This window comes from Pseudoalteromonas sp. MMG013 (assembly GCF_018100885.1).
Classification (GTDB): domain Bacteria; phylum Pseudomonadota; class Gammaproteobacteria; order Enterobacterales; family Alteromonadaceae; genus Pseudoalteromonas; species Pseudoalteromonas aurantia.
In genome coordinates, this window is sequence record NZ_JAGJEE010000015.1 from 79,419 (window position 1) to 97,003 (window position 17,585).

Here is a 17,585-nt window from a genome sequence, read left to right on the forward strand (position 1 = left end):
TACTCTTACATGGTGTAGGTGGGTTTATCGGCATTAAGCATCGTACCCAATAACTTAATTATTTTATCGTTAACACGATCTTTGTCGTCAGTAAAACCGATGCCAACACCGGGTGGATTTGAATTTTGCGCACCTTGAGGTGTGATCCATACGATCTTGCCCAAAACTAAGTCATGCTCTAATGCATCAGGTAAGGTTACTCTCATATTGACAGCCTGACCCAATTCATACCGTGTATTTGTTTTAATAAACAAACCACCGTGCTTTAAAGCTGGCATATAACAACGATACAGTTCATCTAAATCTTCAAAATCTACTAATAACTCTTGCACAATGTTACATCCTATTTTATTGCGTTTTGTAACGTATATATTAGCTTAGCTAACCCTAACGATTGATTTAAGCCTAGGATCTGTTGTGTATCTAACATAAAGCGATGCAGAGCTTTTTGCGCTTCATTATAAGCGCTAAAACCCAAACCTTGTTGTAAGCGGTATTTAAGCTGTTGATTGATAAACACGTAAAAAACAGAGTTCAATTGAGTGTGCTCTGTCAAAATCCTTTGTACTTCAGCAAAATTATGACTTTCTTTTAAGTGACTTGCAAATAAGTAGAGTGTTTGAATTTTATCTAGCATACCATCTTGGTGCCACTGTACTAGTTTTAAAGGTTGCAAATAGAACTGCTCTACCCATACAAATTCATGCAGTGGAATATGCTGCTCTGATAACCAGTTTTGTGCACACGACACCTCACTCACAGCCACAGATTGCTGACCACAGCGGCTTAGAACCGTTGCTGGTAATTGACTTTTATCATTGCACGTTAACAAAATATATCGATTTAAATTCGGCTCTTCTAATGTTTTTAACAATGCATTAGCCGCAGAATGCGTCATTTTTTCAGCATCTTTGATAAGGACAACTTTATTGCCACCTTGTAGCGCTGAGTGGTGTATAAAATCACTTAGGGCACGAATGGCATCCACACCAATACTATTTGATTCCGCACTTATTAGCAGTTTATCTGGGTGAGTCTCTGCTGCCAGTAGCCCACAAGCCTTACAGGCATTACAAGGTCTAAAACCCTCTGGTCGCTCACATAATAATGTACTCGCAAGCACTTTAACTAAATCAAATTTGCCAACACCAGGTAAACCAATAAATAATTGTGCATGATGAAAACGCTTTTGCAGGAAACTATCTTGTAATTGCTGCCATAAAACATGTTGCCAAGTATACATACTATGCTTTCACACTAAGATAAAATGTGTCTAATGCAGCAATAATATCTTTATGTACACGCTCTATTGGTTGTTCAGCATTAATAATGACGCAGTGTTCATCAGCGTTTGCAAGCGTTAAATACCGCGCACGCGTTCGCTCGAAAAAACTCATCGCTTCAAGTTCAATTCTATCAAGCTCTCCACGGCCTTTAGCCCGAGCTAACCCGATTTCGGGTCTAATATCTAAATATAGCGTCAAGTCAGGCTTTAATCCTTGTAAAACGATACCAGAAAGTGCAGTTAACGCCTCTTGTGGTAAACCTCTGCCTCCCCCTTGATATGCTTGTGATGACATATCATGGCGATCTCCAACTACCCACTGACCTTTGTTAAGTGCCGGTCTGATAACATTATGCAATAGCTGCATACGGGCTGCATACATCATCATAAGTTCTGTTTCTGCTGCAATGCTTTCTTCATGCTGCTGTTTGACAAGATCACGCAGAGCTTCTGCTAATGGGGTTCCTCCTGGTTCTCGAGTCTGAATAAAGTCAACAGCTTTATCCGCTAAAAACTGCTGGCATGCCTGCATTGCCGTTGACTTACCCGCGCCTTCAAGGCCCTCTATTACGATAAATTTAGCTGTCATTACGTCTCTTTAAAATATACTTTTGCACAGCGCGATTATGCGCTGCTAAATCTTTTGAAAATTGATGCTGTCCATTACCCTTGGCAACAAAATAAAAATAATCCGATGCCTCGGGATGCAAAGCTGCCCGAATAGCATCTTGTGATGGCATTGCAATTGGCGTTGGGGGTAACCCATCTATTCTATAAGTATTATATGGTGTCAATTGACGTAAATCTTGCCGTTTAATATCCCCATCAAATTGCTCTCCCAAGCCGTAAATCACCGTAGGATCGGTCTGCAACCGCATTTTAGCGTGTAATCTATTTATGAAAACCGACGAAATAAGGCCGCGCTCTGGCGCATAACCTGTTTCTTTTTCAATGATTGAAGCCAATATTAATGCCTGATATGGCGTGTTTATTGGCAAATTATTTGCCCGATTATTCCATTCTATATTTAAAACTTCATCCATTTTACTTTTGGCTCTTTGAATGATTGACACCGCACTCGTGCCAGCAGTATAAGCATAAGTTTCTGGGAGTAAATACCCTTCAGCAGATACTTCAAGTGCCAGTAACTCTGTAAGCTTTTCTAATTCAACATCATACTCAATAAAACGACTGGATTTAAGTTTAGCTAGAACACCACGTAGCTGCTCGCCTTCAATGATTGTAAAAAAAAACTGCTGTTGCTGCCCTTCATTAATTTTATTAATTGCAGAAAGCACCGTTAGGCCACGTAAATCGTAAACACCGGCCTTCAATATAACTTTTTCGGGGAATAATTTGGCATAGAGCTTATAAGGTAAGCAGGATTCTAACAACTGTTTGTCTTGCCATGATCGACATAGCTGATTAAACCCTATCCCTTGCTTAACATGATACAAACTTTGTACATTGTTAAGTGGCAATACCTTAAACTTCGATATTTTATATGTCAAAAATATCCCTATAAAGGCGATTAAAGTCATTAGTAACAGCAAAGTTTTTTTCACTTCTATACCTTGTTATTGAGTTTTCTAATGGCTTGGCATGCCATGTCTAAATCATAAACTTTGTTCTCTAATTGAGAAACATGAATACATTCCATTAAACTATTACATACCACAACTACATCCATCTCAAGTAGTTGGTCTAATTTTATTTGTATAGGCTTAATTAAATTCTGTTGAGCTAAGTGTTTTAGATATACCCCTTCAATACCACATTTATCTAGTTGCGGTGTGTAAAACACACCATTTTTGCAAGCTATAATGTTTCCAACAGATGTTTCTATAACGTGGTTGTCTATATCCATCACAAGCACATCATCAACACTAAACTGCATTGCGTCCTGCTTAATCAAAACTTGCTCTAACCGGTTTAACGTTTTTAGACCCGCCAATAATGGCTGATGCCCCAATTGGATATTGCTAATGCCCAAACGTAAGCCACTTTGAGAAAGCTGGTTGTAATGCCCTGGAAATTCACTCACTGATACATATATCGTTGGAAGCACGGATGTTGGTGGAGTATAACCTCGTCCCCCCACACCACGAGTAACGATTATTTTCAAAACTGCGTGTTGATGCTCTGCTGCTACATTTTCGCAATGCTTTGTTAAATATTGCCAGTTAAGCGCCGTAAATCCTAATCTCTCTTGGCATTGCTGTAGTCGCTGTAGATGCAATGACCAAAGTGAAAGTTGTCCTGCTGTGATCTGCACCGTCGTAAAAAAACCGTCTCCATACTGCAGTCCGCGGTCTTTGCAAGAGATCGTATCTGTCGTTACTATATTCATCTAACACCTACAAAAAAGCCTGGCATTGCCAGGCTTTTATTTTTTTCTTACTGACTAGATATTATACCCTTTTAAACAGTAAAGAACCATTTGTGCCACCAAAACCGAAGGAGTTACATAGCGCATACTCTAATTTAGCATCTCGTGCCGTATGGGCGATGTAGTCAAGATCACACCCTTCATCGGGATTATCTAGGTTAATCGTTGGTGATACTTTTTGTTCTTGTAATGACAAAGCGGTAATAATTGACTCAACAGAACCTGCCGCACCAAGCAAGTGCCCCATCATTGATTTAGATGAACCAACCATTACTTTATCTGCAGCTGCACCAAACACAGACTTAACAGCTTGAGTTTCTGCTTTATCACCTGCATTTGTTGATGTACCGTGAGCATTAATATACCCAATTTGATCGGCATTAACTCCTGCATCATTTAGTGCATTAACCATAGCTAATGCTGCACCTGAACCATCTTCTGGCGGTGAAGTCATGTGAAATGCGTCACCACTCATGCCAAACCCAACAAGTTCGGAATAAATTTTTGCACCTCGCGCTTTAGCATGCTCATATTCTTCAAGCACCATAACACCCGCACCATCCGACAACACAAAACCATCACGATCTTTATCCCATGGACGAGATGCTGCTTGTGGATCGTCGTTGCGAGTTGATAATGCTCTTGCGGCGCTAAAACCGCCCATTCCTATCGGTGTTGAGGCTTTCTCTGCACCACCAGCAACCATGGCATCTGCATCGCCATATGCGATCATACGCGCTGCGTGTCCAATATTATGAAGCCCTGTTGTGCACGCTGTTACAATAGAAATATTAGGGCCTCTAAGGCCGTGCATAATTGATAGATGACCAGAAATCATATTAATAATGGTCGACGGCACATAAAATGGTGATAATTTACGTGGACCACTGTTTAATAGCTTAATATGATTCTCTTCTATCAATGTCAGTCCACCGATACCAGAACCAACGGCAACCCCTATACGTGGTGCATTTTCGTCTGTTATCTCTAGACCTGAATCTTTAAAAGCTTGAACTCCCGCAGCGATACCATATTGGATAAATAAATCCATTTTCTTAGCATCTTTCTTTGGCATAAACTGTGTTACATCAAAGTCGTTAACCAACCCTGCAAACTTAGTTCCAAAACTTGAAGTATCAAAATGAGTAATGTTTTCGATGCCACTTCGGCCATCTAATAAGCCCTGCCAGGTTGATGATACATCATTACCTAGCGGCGTAAGCATACCTAAGCCAGTTACTACAACTCGACGTTTAGCCACGGTGTCCTCCAAAAAAGGGATTATTATATTTTACGAGGGGATATAAAGACTAAGGGCAGCGAATGCTGCCCCAGTGATTAGTTACTTACTCTGCGTGAGCTGTAACGTAATCGATCGCTGCTTGAACAGTAGTAATCTTCTCTGCTTCTTCATCAGGGATCTCTGTATCGAACTCTTCTTCTAAAGCCATTACTAGCTCAACAGTGTCTAAAGAGTCTGCACCTAAGTCATCTACGAAAGACGCTTCGTTTTTAACTTCTTCTTCTTTAACACCTAGTTGCTCTATGATGATTTTCGTTACGCGTTCTTGGATGTCGCTCATTCTTCTTTCCTTTATTTAAACGCATTTGCGTTATTTTCAGATTGCGGCGTAGTGTACGGCGCATAATACTGTGATTCAAGGATTTGCTCAGAATTTTTTATCTGGTCAAACCTGTTACTAAATGTTTTGTTCTTTTATCGCTCATTTTAAAAGCAATTTCAAGTCTGTTTGTAACACGATCACAAAAATTTAAATTTATTCTTGCACTCTTCAGTGCCTTAAACCATGTACATTGCGCCATTGACATGAAGTGTCTCACCAGACACATACGCGGCAGCATCTGACGCCAAATAACACACTGCAGCTGCAATTTCTTGTGGTTGACCTAAACGCCCTGCTGGCACATTTGATAATGTCGCAGCTTTTTGCTCATCCGTTAACTCATTAGTCATATCAGTTTGAATAAAACCAGGTGCAACCACATTGACAGTAATACCTCGAGAAGCAACTTCTCGTGCTAGCGATTTGCTAAAACCAATAACACCAGCTTTCGCCGCCGCATAATTTGCTTGGCCTGCATTGCCCATCGTACCAACAACTGACCCAATATTAATGATTCGACCTGACTTTTTCTTCATCATTGGGCGTAATACAGCTTTAGACAAACGATAGACCGAACTCAGGTTAGTATCAATGATATCATTCCACTCATTGTCTTTCATTCGCATTAATAAATTGTCACGCGTAATGCCTGCATTATTTACTAGCACATCAACATCACCTAAGTCAGCTTTAATTGCAGCAATCGTTACCGAGATAGACTCTGCGTCAGTCACATTCAATGCGTACCCTTTACCTTTATCTCCAAGATAAGCACTGATTTTCTCTGCTCCAGCTTCACTTGTCGCTGTTCCAGCAACAAGTGCACCTTGTGCAACAAGCTCAGAAGCAACCGCTTTACCAATCCCACGACTAGCACCTGTTACTAGTACAACTTTCCCTTCCAGTGAAAACAAATTACTCATATTAATTCTCTAATTATTTTGCAGATTCAATAGTAGCAACAGTATTTACTGCGCTACATGCTACTGATTTATCTATACGTTTCGCTAATCCAGTCAATACTTTGCCAGGACCAAACTCATATGCTTGGGTGATACCCAAAGCTGCAAGTTTTTGAAATGTCTCTGTCCATCGAACCGGACTATATAATTGACGAACCAACGCACCTTTAATTTCTTGTTCTGAGCGTGCAATGACAACATCAACGTTGTTGATAACGTCAACTTTAGCGTCAGAGAAAGCCAACTGCTGTAAATCTGCATCGAGTTTATCTGCCGCAGACTGCATTAGCGCACAATGAGAAGGGACACTTACTGAAAGAGGCATCACCCGTCTTGCTCCCGCTTCGTTACACACCGCTGATGCTCTTTCAACAGCCTCTTTATGACCCGCAATCACAACTTGACCTGGCGAATTATAATTTACTGGGGAAACAACTTGCCCTTGTGCACTCTCTTTACAAGCATCCGCTATTATTTGGTCATCTAGACCGATAACAGCCGCCATAGAGCCAACACCGGCAGGCACCGCTTCTTGCATGTACAATCCACGCTTTTCTACCAGTTTTACAGCCTCACCTAAAGAAATCACTTCAGCACACACTAATGCTGAGTACTCACCTAAACTATGCCCAGCCATTACAACTTCGCTTTCTAAGTTGCTCGCACGCCATTCTCGATAAATTGCAACACTCGCCGTAAGTAATGCTGGCTGAGTACGGTGCGTTTGATTTAAGTCGTCTTCAGGACCATTTAAAACAAGATCAGCCAAATCGTATTCTAATGCTTCTGACGCTTCTGAAAATGTTTCTTTGACAATCTCTGATGTGGCAAGTAACTCTGCTAGCATACCGACCGCTTGAGATCCTTGACCTGGGAACAAAAGTGCAATTTTCTGTGACATATGGTGCTCTTAATAATAATAGTTGTGCCATATCGCTCATCACAACTACTTCATTAGTTTTCGAGCGAAGATGACGAATGTTCTGATTTTGCTGCTATTTGTGCAAAAGTGGCTTGGATTTTATCCGGAATACAACGCTCGACTTCGCGCGAAGCTTCTTCAATTGCAGCAAGAAATGCTTTATTCGAAGCATTTCCGTGGCTTTTTACAACAATACCCCGCAATCCTACCAGACTTGCGCCATTATACTGGTCGGGGTTCACGCGTTTATACAGTTTTTTTATGACTGGTTTAAGTACAAATGCTAGCAACCGGTAAAATACATGCTTTTTCAATGATTTTGTAAACTTATACATAATAAGTTTCGCTATTCCTTCACATGTTTTTAAAGCCACATTACCCACAAATCCCTCGCACACAATAACATCGGCCTTACCAGAAAACATATCACTACCTTCACAATAGCCTTGATAATTGATCTGTGGTGTTTCTTTCATTAACTCGGCGGCTTTTTTTATTGTGTCATGGCCTTTTATTTCTTCTGAACCTATATTAAGTAAGCAAACTTTAGGGCTTGGAATATTTTGAGCTTGACCTGCAACAATTGATCCCATTACCCCAAATTGAAATAAAGTATGCGCGTCACAATGTACATTCGCTCCCAAATCTAACAAATACACCGGTTGTTTTTTTTCTGTAGGCACTGCTGAAATTAATGCTGGTCGCTTGATACCTGGTAGCATTTTTAAGACATAATGAGCCATAAAAAATAATGCCCCAGTATTACCTGCACTGACACACGCCTGTGCTTCTCCGGCTTTAACAAGTTCAAGAGCAACTCTCATTGACGACGACTTTTTATTTCGCAGCGCTGATGCAGGCTCACAACTGTTCGTTACAACTTCAGAGCAATGCTTAATAATTAAGCGGGGATGGTTTATCGAGTCGAGACTGGTTAAGCGCTCTCTTATAACACTTTCATTACCGCATAAGAGTAACGTTAAATTGGCATGTTTATTTACTGCAGAAACAGCAGCGGGGATAGATGAACGGGGGCCGTAATCGCCCCCCATCATATCTAACGCTATGGTTAGATGAGTCAGCATAAAGTAATCTCTTAGTTAGAAATTACTTTAACGCCTTTGTAGTAACCATCTGCAGTCACATGGTGACGACGATGAGTCTCGCCTGAAACCTGATCTACAGTTAAAGCTGGTCCACTGATCGCATCGTGTGAACGACGCATACCACGTCTTGCGCGAGACTTTTTGCTTTTTTGTACTGCCATGAGCCTTCTCCTAAGAATCTTTCTTAAGTTGTTTTAAAATGTCAAATGGATTTGGTTTACTTTCTTCTGCATCTACTTCTCCAAAGCTGGCTGGCTTTTCAGAATAAGAGCAGTTAACTTCGTTATGTGTAGGAACTATTGGAATAGCCAAAATCAATTCATCTTCGATTAATGCTCGAAGATTAACTTCTCCATCTTCATCCAGTTCTACTATATCGTAGTTATCAGGAAGTTCGTCCGACTCTGTATCCGCCTTTACAGGTGAATAAGCAAAATCTTGGACCAAATCCAACCCTAGTTCATCATTACAACGCTGACAGACAACTGTTAGATGTGCTTGGATTGAACCATACACAACTGTTAACCCTTGTTCATCATTTTTGCAATGAATCTGTACCGCTATTTCACCGCTTTGATCACGCACAACTTGCTCTAAACGAGAAAGTTCTTCAAGCTGAACAACACCATCATAACTAAGTTGGCGCTGAGCTGCTCTGCTTGGATCAAGAGTGACGGGAATTTTCACCTTTTGCATAGGGGCTGCATCATATAGATTGTTAGTATGTTAGTCAAAATAAATCTCAAACTTTCCTTTGTTTTTCGCCTGATTGCGTCCTATTCTAGCGACATAATTATAACGACGTCAGAGTATTTATGAAAATCCCTCTAATTCTAGCCTCAAGTTCTGAATTTAGGCAGTCTATTTTAAAAAAAATAAATCTCCCTTTTTCTTCTTTCAATCCTGAAATTGATGAAACCGCACTCAATTGTGAAACTCCCGAGCAATTGGTTTTGCGGTTAGCAGAACAAAAAGCACACACGGCTAAAAAGTTCTATTCCCAAGGCCTTGTCATAGGATCCGACCAAGTAGCCGTACATCAAAATCAGGTTTTAGGAAAACCGCATACAAAACCAAATGCCATTGCGCAATTGCGCCAATTTAGTGGCCAGAAAGTGACCTTTCTAACTAGCCTTTGTTTATACAATATTGAACAAAACAAAAGTACTTCCCTGGTTGAACCGTTCCATGTTTATTTTCGCATTTTGAATGATAAACAGATCAGTGCCTACTGTGATGTCGAACAACCTTATCAATGTGCGGGTAGCTTCAAAAGTGAGGGTCTAGGGATCTGCTTATTTGATAAATTGGAAGGAGACGACCCCAATAGCTTAATAGGTCTTCCGCTAATACGGTTGACACAACTATTATTAGCTCAAGGAGTCGATGTATTAACTGCAAATAACCTGTCTTAGTTGTGCGTAACTATCACATATCGTTAACGCTTTTGATGCTGACAATGATAATTTGTCAGCGGCCCCCCAACTCATGGCAACAGCATCCATATTCGCATTGCTTGCCATCGTCATATCTAATAAAGAGTCACCCACCATCAACGCCGAACTTGCATCTATTCCTACTTCATTGAGGATTTGCTTAAGCATATCAGGTGCGGGTTTCGAATGAGCTTCATCCGCAGTTCGACTCGCAATGAAATAATCACACAGTTGTGACTCATCCAAAACTCTATTCAGCCCTTGCCGACTTTTCCCTGTCGCGACAGCTAACAGCAAACCCTGATCACGCAAGTCGCTCAATAATTTTGCAGTTCCCTCAAACATCACAGGTTGTATACTATCACTTGCTTTATAATTCGCTTGATACCCTGTGACCAGCTCGGTCCAATAATTCTCTTGTTCGGGAAACAACGCCGCTATCGCAACATCCAATGACAACCCAATAACCGCTGCGGCTTCATTGGTAGTGGGTTCAGGTAAACCGACCTGCAATGCGGACAATTTAAGACAATGGACAATTTTTGGTATAGAGTCCATCAGAGTGCCATCCCAATCAAAAATTATCAGTTTATACTTCATCAACTTAGCTCCGTAGAACCTTCAAGCAATTTTTTAACGTTTTATCTAGTGGCGCTTCTACTCGTAAGGTTGTCTCAGTTTTAGGATGGAAAAAGCGAATATCATGCGCATGCAAAAATAAACGATTTAAACCGAGTTTACGCATTTTACCGTCAAATACCTGATCACCATATTTGTCATCACACGCAATAGGATGACCTTTACATTGTGTATGAACACGTATTTGATGCGTACGACCAGTCACAGGAGATGCCTGTACCAACGTGCAATCATCAAATCGTTGTAACACTTTAAAACGAGTGTGTGATGCTTTCCCTTCTTCAAGGTCAACTCGAACAACTCGCTCACCTGACTGTAAGGTGTTCTTTCTTAGCGGCTCCGTCACATTTTTCAATTTTGATGCCCATTCACCCGTCACTAACGCCCAGTAATTCTTTTCCATGGTTTTTTCACGCAGCTGCTCATGCAAACTTTTTAGTACCGAGCGTCGTTTAGATATTAACAAACAGCCAGACGTATCTCGGTCTAAACGATGTACCAGCTCCAAGCTCTTTTCATCCGGTCGAAGCGCACGTAAAGCCTCAATTAAGCCATAACTCAAGCCACTGCCTCCATGCACTGCCATACCTGATGGTTTATTTATGACAATCAAATATTTATCTTCATAAATAATTGCATCTTCAAGACCCGCTACTTTATCTAGATTTTTTGGAACGAACTCTTCCCTCTCTGCAACTTTTATAGGAGGAATACGCACTAAATCATCTAGTTGTAACCTATATACGGGCTTAATACGCTTCTTATTAACACGCACCTCGCCTTTTCGCAAAATCTTATAGATAGCACTTTTTGGTACCCCTTTTAAATGCGTCAACAAGAAGTTATCTATCCGCTGACCATCTTGATCTTCGGTAATAGTTACGAAGCTAACTTTTAGAGCCGGTTTTTCTGACATTGCCTAATCACTGATTTGAGTAATAATTTAGTTGCTATCACGAGTATATTAGTGGGATAATTGGTCCGCAATTTTTGCGGATTCGCTTTTTATCGCAAAAATCAACCGTGATGCACATCTTGGGTGCCAGATCATACAGATTGAAGCTTGGATCTCCAACGCTTTTTAGCCCCAATTAAAACACGTGCGTTTAGCCCACTGCGTTGCGCGTAATAGAATGTAGTGTGAAGCTAAGCATGGTTAAGCTTAAAAAAGCAAAAAATAGAAGATATATGTCTGATTGTTTAACACCGAGCCCTTTAGCCCGTGCAAACACCAAACGCAAATAGCGATGCTCACAGGTGCCAGTAACAATGGCGAAGTTAGCCAAATATAAGGCACTGTGAAGCCGGTGATACTGATTGTTCCCATTTCCCCAGTCGGGAGACTGTATTAAATACCTAGGAACACTAAATGTCGGCGAGTGATATCAATCAGGCTTAACTAAAAATTGAAATGTAGAGTAACAATATGAAACGTATGCTAATCAATGCTACGCAGCAAGAAGAAATGCGCGTCGCACTGGTTGACGGCCAACGCCTTTACGATCTAGATATCGAAAGCCCTGGTCACGAACAGAAAAAAGCCAATATATACAAGGGTAAAATTACCCGTATCGAACCATCTCTTGAAGCAGCCTTTGTAGATTATGGCGCCGAGCGTCACGGTTTCCTTCCTTTAAAAGAAATAGCAAAAACGTACTTCCCTTCTGGATACACTTTCAATGGTCGTCCGAACATTAGAGATGTGATTAAAGAAGGCCAAGAGGTTATTGTTCAAGTTGATAAAGAAGAACGAGGCCAAAAAGGTGCTGCACTTACTACATTTATCAGTGTTGCTGGTAGTTATTTGGTACTCATGCCGAATAATCCTCGTGCAGGTGGGATTTCTCGCCGTATCGAAGGTGACGAGCGTATTGAGTTAAAAGAAGCACTAAGCCGACTTGATTTACCTAAAGGTATGGGATTAATCGTTCGTACTGCTGGTGTTGGCAAATCTTTTGAAGAGTTAGAATATGACTTGAAAGCGCTACTTGTACATTGGCAAGCAATTCAAGAAGCCGCGGATAGTGATAAAGCCCCTTTTTTAATACACCAAGAAAGTAACGTTATTTTCCGTGCGATTCGAGATTATTTACGCCGCGACATCGGTGAAATATTAATTGATAAAGCCCGAGTATTTGAAGAAGCAAAGGCGCATATTGAACGCTTTCGCCCTGACTTTATGAGTCGTGTGAAGTTATATCAAAATGATGTACCTTTGTTCACTCATTATCAAATTGAAAGTCAGATTGAATCAGCCTTTCAGCGCGAAGTGCGCTTACCATCAGGTGGCTCAATTGTAATTGACCCAACTGAAGCGCTAACTTCTATTGATATTAACTCTTCAAAAGCAACTAAAGGTGGCGATATTGAAGAGACAGCACTCAATACTAATTTAGAAGCAGCTGATGAAATTGCTCGCCAATTACGATTGCGCGATTTAGGCGGTTTAATCGTTATCGACTTTATCGATATGACACCGCCTCGTCACCAGCGCGAAGTGGAAAATCGTCTAAAAGATGCCGTTAGACCTGATCGTGCTCGAGTACAGATTGGCAAAATATCTCGTTTCGGTTTACTTGAAATGTCTCGGCAACGTTTACGCCCAAGCTTAGGTGAAGCGAGTCAGCATTCATGTCCACGCTGTAATGGTCAAGGCACAATTCGTTCAAATGAATCAATCGCGCTTTCTATTCTTCGTTTAATTGAAGAAGAGGCGATCAAAGAAAATACGGCACAAGTTAATGCGCAAGTTCCTGTTCGTGTTGGGGCTTATTTACTAAATGAAAAACGTAAATCAGTTCACCGTATTGAAAAGCGCCATAACTGTGACGTGGTGATTATACCTAACCAGCATCTAGAAACTCCTCATTACGAAGTCGTTCGGTTACGCAAAGATGAAACTTCTGAAGCCGCTAGCTATGAACAAATGAGTGTGCCTGAACCTGAGACTATTGAAGTAGCACGAACCGTAACAACGGTTAAAGAAGAGCCGGTTCTAAAAGGTGTGGTTATGCCTTCAGCACCTGCACCTCAACCTGTCTCTGAAGCAGTCACAACACCTGCCAACACAAATGAACCATCAGAACCGAGTTTACTTTCTCGTATTGGTACTTGGTTAAAAGGTTTGTTTGAAACTGAAGAAGTTAAGCCTGAACCTACTCCAGAGCTAAAACCTTCGGAAAGAAAGCCGCGTCGAAATAACGACAATCGTCGTCGTAATCAACGTAGACGTAACTCAGGTAAAAAACGTGATGAGCACGTTGAAAGTAATGAAGCAGAACAAACTCAGTCACAACCTGTCAGTAATGATAGTGGTGACAAAAACGAAGGCCGCAATAAAAGGCGTCGTCAAAATAACCGTAAACGCACTGACCACCAGAAACCAAGTAACGAAGGTGATACTGCTACAACTGACGCTACAGAAGCTAAAGAGGTTAAAGCTAAGCCGCCACGTCGCCAACGAAGAAACCTGCGTAAGAAAGTACGTGTTACCGAGGAAAAAGTTGAAAGTGTTGAATTAGACACAATTCAGCAAGCACCTGAGCAACCAACTGTAACCGAAAAACCAACTAAGCGAGTGAAGAAAAAAGACAATGCTGAAGCAACGTCTCCTTCTAATGAAGACAATGCACCGCAGCAAGATATTGTTGAAAAAGCATTACCTCAAGACCAAGCAGTGATTGCAGTTGATGACAATGAGAAAGATGCACCAAGAACCCGCTCTAGGCGCTCTCCTCGCCATTTACGTGCAGCTGGTCAACGCCGCCGTAAACCTGAAGTGGAAAATAGCGAAGAACCTGCGTTTGTTCCTGTTGCAGATCAAGCTGCTGCTGAATATGAAGCACAGTTGAAAGCCAGTGACGACATTGAACAACCCACAGATACTGTTTCAACGCCGGTTGTTGAAACGAAAGTCACTGAAACACAAGTTGTTGAAACACCAGTCACTGAAACACAAGTTGTTGAAACACCAGTCACTGAAACACTAGTTGTTGAAGCACCTGTTACTGAAACACAAGTTGTTGAAACACCAGTCACTGAAACACTAGTTGTTGAAGCACCTGTTACTGAAACACAAGTTGTTGAAGCACCTGTTACTGAAACACAAGTTGTTGAAGCACCTGTTACTGAAACACAAGTTGTTGAAGCATCTGTTACTGAAACACAAGTTGTTGAAGCATCTGTTACTGAAACACAAGTTGTTGAAGCACCTGTTACTGAAACACAAGTTGTTGAAGCTCCTGTTACTGAAACACCAGTTGTTGAAGCTCCTGTTACTGAAGCTCCTGTTACTGAAGCACCAGTTGTTGAAGCACCAGTTGTTGAAGCTCCTGTTACTGAAGCACCAGTTGTTGAAGCACCTGTTACTGAAACACAAGTTGTTGAAGCACCAGTTGTTGCAACTCCGGTAGTTGAAGCACCTGTAGTTGAAGCGACAGCTGTGAACACGCCAGTGCTTGATAACTCTCACGCTACGTCTCGTATCCGCTTTAATCAAAATGCGAGTGCACCGATGAAAAAGGCCAGTAGTGTAGAAGACTCTAGTGTTGTAATAACCCCTTCTGCAATGCCACATGAAGCCCGAGAGTTAGTAGAAAACTCAGGCCTTTCTGCAGGCTCTAAAGCCCCAGCAGGACGAGCTAGTGCTGCTATGGCATCACCTGCTCAAGTTGGCTAAAACATAAAAACTCAATTAAAAGGCCGCTTTTTTGCGGTCTTTTTTATCCTAATACAAATACACTCCTACCTATGTTGATAACGGTAAAGGCCTTAATCAAACCAATAGTTCTGATCTCCTCAAACCTATTAAGCTATCAATAACTTTTACGGAACATCAATACAAACCCTTCAAGAGCATACGCGAACACGCCCTAATAATAGTTTATTAATCTATACAGTTTTATTGCTTAACTCAGCAAAGAAAGCTTGTGACAAGAAGATTGATTGCGATAAGACGGCACCGCTATGAAAAGCGACAGTAATACTTTAAGTCTAGTAAAGGTAGCATAGTAAAGGCAGCGTTAATTTCAGCATGGTTTGTAGATGTCACATAACTTATTTGCCTAGTGTGTGATCAGCCACATATCGCTGCGGCCGATTTAAACTCTGTTCTTTTATCATTTACTAAGTGATACATATTCTATTGAATATAAAGTGCCTCTCTTGATAACACTTTTTCTAGATAATGCTTTGTTTCATCATAGGGTAAGCGACTTTGGAGTGCTTCTAAAACTAACTCAGGAGACATCGAGTTAATTACACGACTCGCCTTCTTTATATTTCGTGAATCATCACTATTAAATACCCTAGCAACATTGCCTGCTCCAGTGTTGTAAGCTGCTATAGTACAGTACTTACGACTTATGGGGTCTTCTATATGTCTTAAATATCGATCATTTAATATATGTAAATATGCAGTACCCGCTTCAATATTATTGTTAGTAACATATAAGTAAGGTTCTGACATAGGCTCATCTATATCATACAAAAACCGATTTACGTCAACGCCTGCACTGGTTGGCACAACTTGCATCAATCCATAGGCTGGAATATGAGACTTAGCCAGTGGGTTAAAGTGACTTTCGGTATGCATCACCGCGAGTACTAAACTACCGTCAATATCAAACCGCTTACTGTGAGCGGTTATTTGATTGAGGTAACTGCTCGCTCGCTGCTTAGCGAGTGTATTTTTTGGCAACTTTATCACAAACTCTGTAACAGAGCTGTCACTGCGCCCAGATGGTAACTCTTTGATACTTTCTTTTAGGTTTTTGAGTCTATTGTTTTGCAATGTCTGTAGGTCAGCTTTTTTCTTCTCAAGTACTTGTTGTGCATTATAGTTTTGGGGGTTAGTCAACGCATTAGGAGATAATACATCATTTTCCCCCGCTAATAGCGCGTCAAACTGCTTTTCAAGCAATTGCTGTTGTTGTTGTGTTTGATTTTGTATTTGCCTCTTTGCATCAAGCAGTGCTTTTGCCCGTACTTTATTATCAATAATATAAGATTCACTTTTTTCAATTGTAGCTTGCTGTTCTTTGACTGATTGTGTTTTAAAGAATTCAGTTAATAATGCACTATTTGATTGTAGAAATCGTTTAAATACAGCCTGTGCATTTTCCTGAGAAACATCAGTATCAGCATGATGCTTAATACCAACCACTAATTGATCTTGCTCGAAATCGACAATTAATCTGGTATTTTCAGCTTGAGAATAATGTACATACCGACTTGTTGTCGAAGTCTGAGCATCACCCCATTGTTTAATCAACTTATCTCTAAAAGCATCAAACTCTGCAAAGTGCTCTTCAACATATTTGTGGTATTCATTAAGGTGCTGTGTCTTAAATTGCTCAAACTCATCCTTGTCTTGCACTGAATGTTGACTTGTTTGCCAACCATTCATAGCCTCATCTAACTCGGCGTATAATTGCGCTTGACTTGCTTGAAGTTGGGTGGGTAGAAGATGAGTGGCAACAACAAATGCGATAAATTTTTTCATTATGCTGTTCTCCAAAATAGATAAAATACAGTATTCGCGTAACAACGTGTTATTACGCGAATACTGAGCCATGATTAGTTTGTCAGCTTAGCAATTTCCTTTTCTAAATCTTGCTCTGCTTTAAATGCTTTAAACTCTTGATATAGAAACTGCTCATCTTTGGCATTTATCTTTGGCTTAGTTTCTTTTATGAGGTCTTTAAAAAGCGTTTTTGTCAGCTCAGGAGATAACGTAGTCAATGCACAGAAATAATCTTTACCACCAATCTCCACAACATCAGCTTTAACAATCCGAGAACCACTGAGTGTTTGTTTAGTTAACTGCTTAGAAACCGAACTAAATGTAGTACCGACTGTTGTCTCTTCATTCGCATCAGTCCTGTTTGCAAAAGTTTTGTCTAAGCCTTCTATACGCGTTTCTATCTGCTGAGAAAGCGCGAGACGTGCATTCGCAACAGCCATTTTTTGGTCTATTGAAATATTACCCGAATATTTAATGCAATCAGCCGCTGCGATCCCATTCTCTACAACAGGGTTCAATACCCACTCTGGTATATTTACACTCGAGCTTGATGCAGCGTCATTTTTAGTTGAACTACACGCAGATAGCATCCCAGCAATAATCAAAGTTGTTAACATTGGTTTCAATTTCATAGTGGTTCCTTTTAGCATTGAGCGGTTTAGAGTTAATCTAGCAAAAATACATCGCATTAACAGTAA

Annotated in this window: 18 protein-coding genes; 2 read left to right on the forward strand and 16 right to left on the reverse strand. The window is 40.7% G+C overall.

Features of this window, described 5'->3' with window-relative positions; translation table 11 throughout:
- Positions 1 to 5: 5 nt before the first annotated feature.
- The 12 genes from J8L98_RS14495 to yceD all read right to left on the reverse strand — a co-directional run bounded on the left by J8L98_RS14495 (position 6) and on the right by yceD (position 8,985).
- Entirely contained in the window at positions 6 to 332 is a 327-nt protein-coding gene (locus J8L98_RS14495) for a PilZ domain-containing protein (protein WP_210996979.1), read from the reverse strand.
- 11 nt (positions 333 to 343) lie between these two features.
- Positions 344 to 1,243, reverse strand: a complete 900-nt coding sequence (locus J8L98_RS14500) for a DNA polymerase III subunit (RefSeq protein ID WP_210996980.1) — start codon at positions 1,241 to 1,243, stop codon at positions 344 to 346.
- 1 nt (position 1,244) lies between these two features.
- A complete protein-coding gene (tmk, locus tag J8L98_RS14505) occupies positions 1,245 to 1,874 on the reverse strand; it encodes a dTMP kinase (protein ID WP_210996981.1) in 630 nt (209 codons plus the stop codon).
- Positions 1,864 to 2,826 carry an endolytic transglycosylase MltG gene (gene mltG / locus J8L98_RS14510; protein WP_282098777.1) on the reverse strand — a complete coding sequence of 321 codons (963 nt, stop codon included), beginning with the start codon at positions 2,824 to 2,826 and terminating at the stop codon, positions 1,864 to 1,866. The genes tmk and mltG overlap by 11 nt, the downstream gene beginning before the upstream one ends.
- Before the next feature lie 26 nt (positions 2,827 to 2,852).
- Positions 2,853 to 3,635: an aminodeoxychorismate lyase gene (pabC, locus tag J8L98_RS14515; protein ID WP_210996983.1), complete on the reverse strand. Its 783-nt coding sequence runs from the start codon at positions 3,633 to 3,635 to the stop codon at positions 2,853 to 2,855.
- A gap of 61 nt (positions 3,636 to 3,696) precedes the next feature.
- Positions 3,697 to 4,935, reverse strand: a complete 1,239-nt coding sequence (gene fabF, locus J8L98_RS14520; RefSeq protein WP_192507095.1) for a beta-ketoacyl-ACP synthase II — start codon at positions 4,933 to 4,935, stop codon at positions 3,697 to 3,699.
- Positions 4,936 to 5,020: 85 nt separating this feature from the next.
- Positions 5,021 to 5,257 carry an acyl carrier protein gene (acpP, locus tag J8L98_RS14525; RefSeq protein ID WP_010364517.1) on the reverse strand — a complete coding sequence of 79 codons (237 nt, stop codon included), beginning with the start codon at positions 5,255 to 5,257 and terminating at the stop codon, positions 5,021 to 5,023.
- Between the two features lie 218 nt (positions 5,258 to 5,475).
- Complete coding sequence (gene fabG, locus J8L98_RS14530) at positions 5,476 to 6,222, reverse strand: 3-oxoacyl-ACP reductase FabG (RefSeq protein WP_210996984.1); 747 nt, start codon at positions 6,220 to 6,222, stop codon at positions 5,476 to 5,478.
- A 13-nt stretch (positions 6,223 to 6,235) separates the two neighbouring features.
- The gene (fabD, locus tag J8L98_RS14535; protein WP_210996985.1) at positions 6,236 to 7,162 is read right to left on the reverse strand and encodes an ACP S-malonyltransferase; all 927 of its coding nucleotides are present in this window, start codon (positions 7,160 to 7,162) and stop codon (positions 6,236 to 6,238) included.
- Between the two features lie 53 nt (positions 7,163 to 7,215).
- Positions 7,216 to 8,268 carry a phosphate acyltransferase PlsX gene (plsX, locus tag J8L98_RS14540; RefSeq protein WP_210996986.1) on the reverse strand — a complete coding sequence of 351 codons (1,053 nt, stop codon included), beginning with the start codon at positions 8,266 to 8,268 and terminating at the stop codon, positions 7,216 to 7,218.
- A gap of 11 nt (positions 8,269 to 8,279) precedes the next feature.
- Complete coding sequence (gene rpmF, locus J8L98_RS14545) at positions 8,280 to 8,450, reverse strand: 50S ribosomal protein L32 (RefSeq protein ID WP_070985127.1); 171 nt, start codon at positions 8,448 to 8,450, stop codon at positions 8,280 to 8,282.
- A 10-nt stretch (positions 8,451 to 8,460) separates the two neighbouring features.
- Complete coding sequence (yceD, locus tag J8L98_RS14550; RefSeq protein WP_192507091.1) at positions 8,461 to 8,985, reverse strand: 23S rRNA accumulation protein YceD; 525 nt, start codon at positions 8,983 to 8,985, stop codon at positions 8,461 to 8,463.
- 119 nt (positions 8,986 to 9,104) lie between these two features.
- Here yceD and J8L98_RS14555 point away from each other — a divergent pair, with 119 nt between their 5' ends.
- Complete coding sequence (locus tag J8L98_RS14555; protein ID WP_210996987.1) at positions 9,105 to 9,704, forward strand: Maf family protein; 600 nt, start codon at positions 9,105 to 9,107, stop codon at positions 9,702 to 9,704.
- On the opposite strand, the gene J8L98_RS14560 is transcribed toward J8L98_RS14555, so the two are convergent.
- Together J8L98_RS14560 and rluC are read right to left on the reverse strand one after the other, a co-directional pair.
- Positions 9,681 to 10,325 (reverse strand): HAD-IA family hydrolase, encoded by a 645-nt coding sequence (locus J8L98_RS14560; protein WP_210996988.1) that lies wholly within the window; start codon positions 10,323 to 10,325, stop codon positions 9,681 to 9,683. The two genes, J8L98_RS14555 and J8L98_RS14560, sit on opposite strands and share 24 nt — an antisense overlap.
- A 4-nt stretch (positions 10,326 to 10,329) precedes the next feature.
- A complete protein-coding gene (gene rluC, locus J8L98_RS14565; RefSeq protein ID WP_210996989.1) occupies positions 10,330 to 11,280 on the reverse strand; it encodes a 23S rRNA pseudouridine(955/2504/2580) synthase RluC in 951 nt (316 codons plus the stop codon).
- Positions 11,281 to 11,790: 510 nt separating this feature from the next.
- On the opposite strand from rluC, the gene rne reads away from it, so the two are divergent.
- On the forward strand, positions 11,791 to 15,042 hold the full coding sequence (gene rne / locus J8L98_RS14570) for a ribonuclease E (protein ID WP_210996990.1): 3,252 nt from the start codon (positions 11,791 to 11,793) through the stop codon (positions 15,040 to 15,042).
- Positions 15,043 to 15,504: 462 nt separating this feature from the next.
- On the opposite strand, the gene J8L98_RS14575 is transcribed toward rne, so the two are convergent.
- Positions 15,505 to 16,866 carry a transglycosylase SLT domain-containing protein gene (locus J8L98_RS14575; RefSeq protein WP_210996991.1) on the reverse strand — a complete coding sequence of 454 codons (1,362 nt, stop codon included), beginning with the start codon at positions 16,864 to 16,866 and terminating at the stop codon, positions 15,505 to 15,507.
- Positions 16,867 to 16,940: 74 nt separating this feature from the next.
- Complete coding sequence (locus J8L98_RS14580; protein ID WP_192507085.1) at positions 16,941 to 17,519, reverse strand: LPP20 family lipoprotein; 579 nt, start codon at positions 17,517 to 17,519, stop codon at positions 16,941 to 16,943.
- Positions 17,520 to 17,585 lie beyond the last annotated feature (66 nt).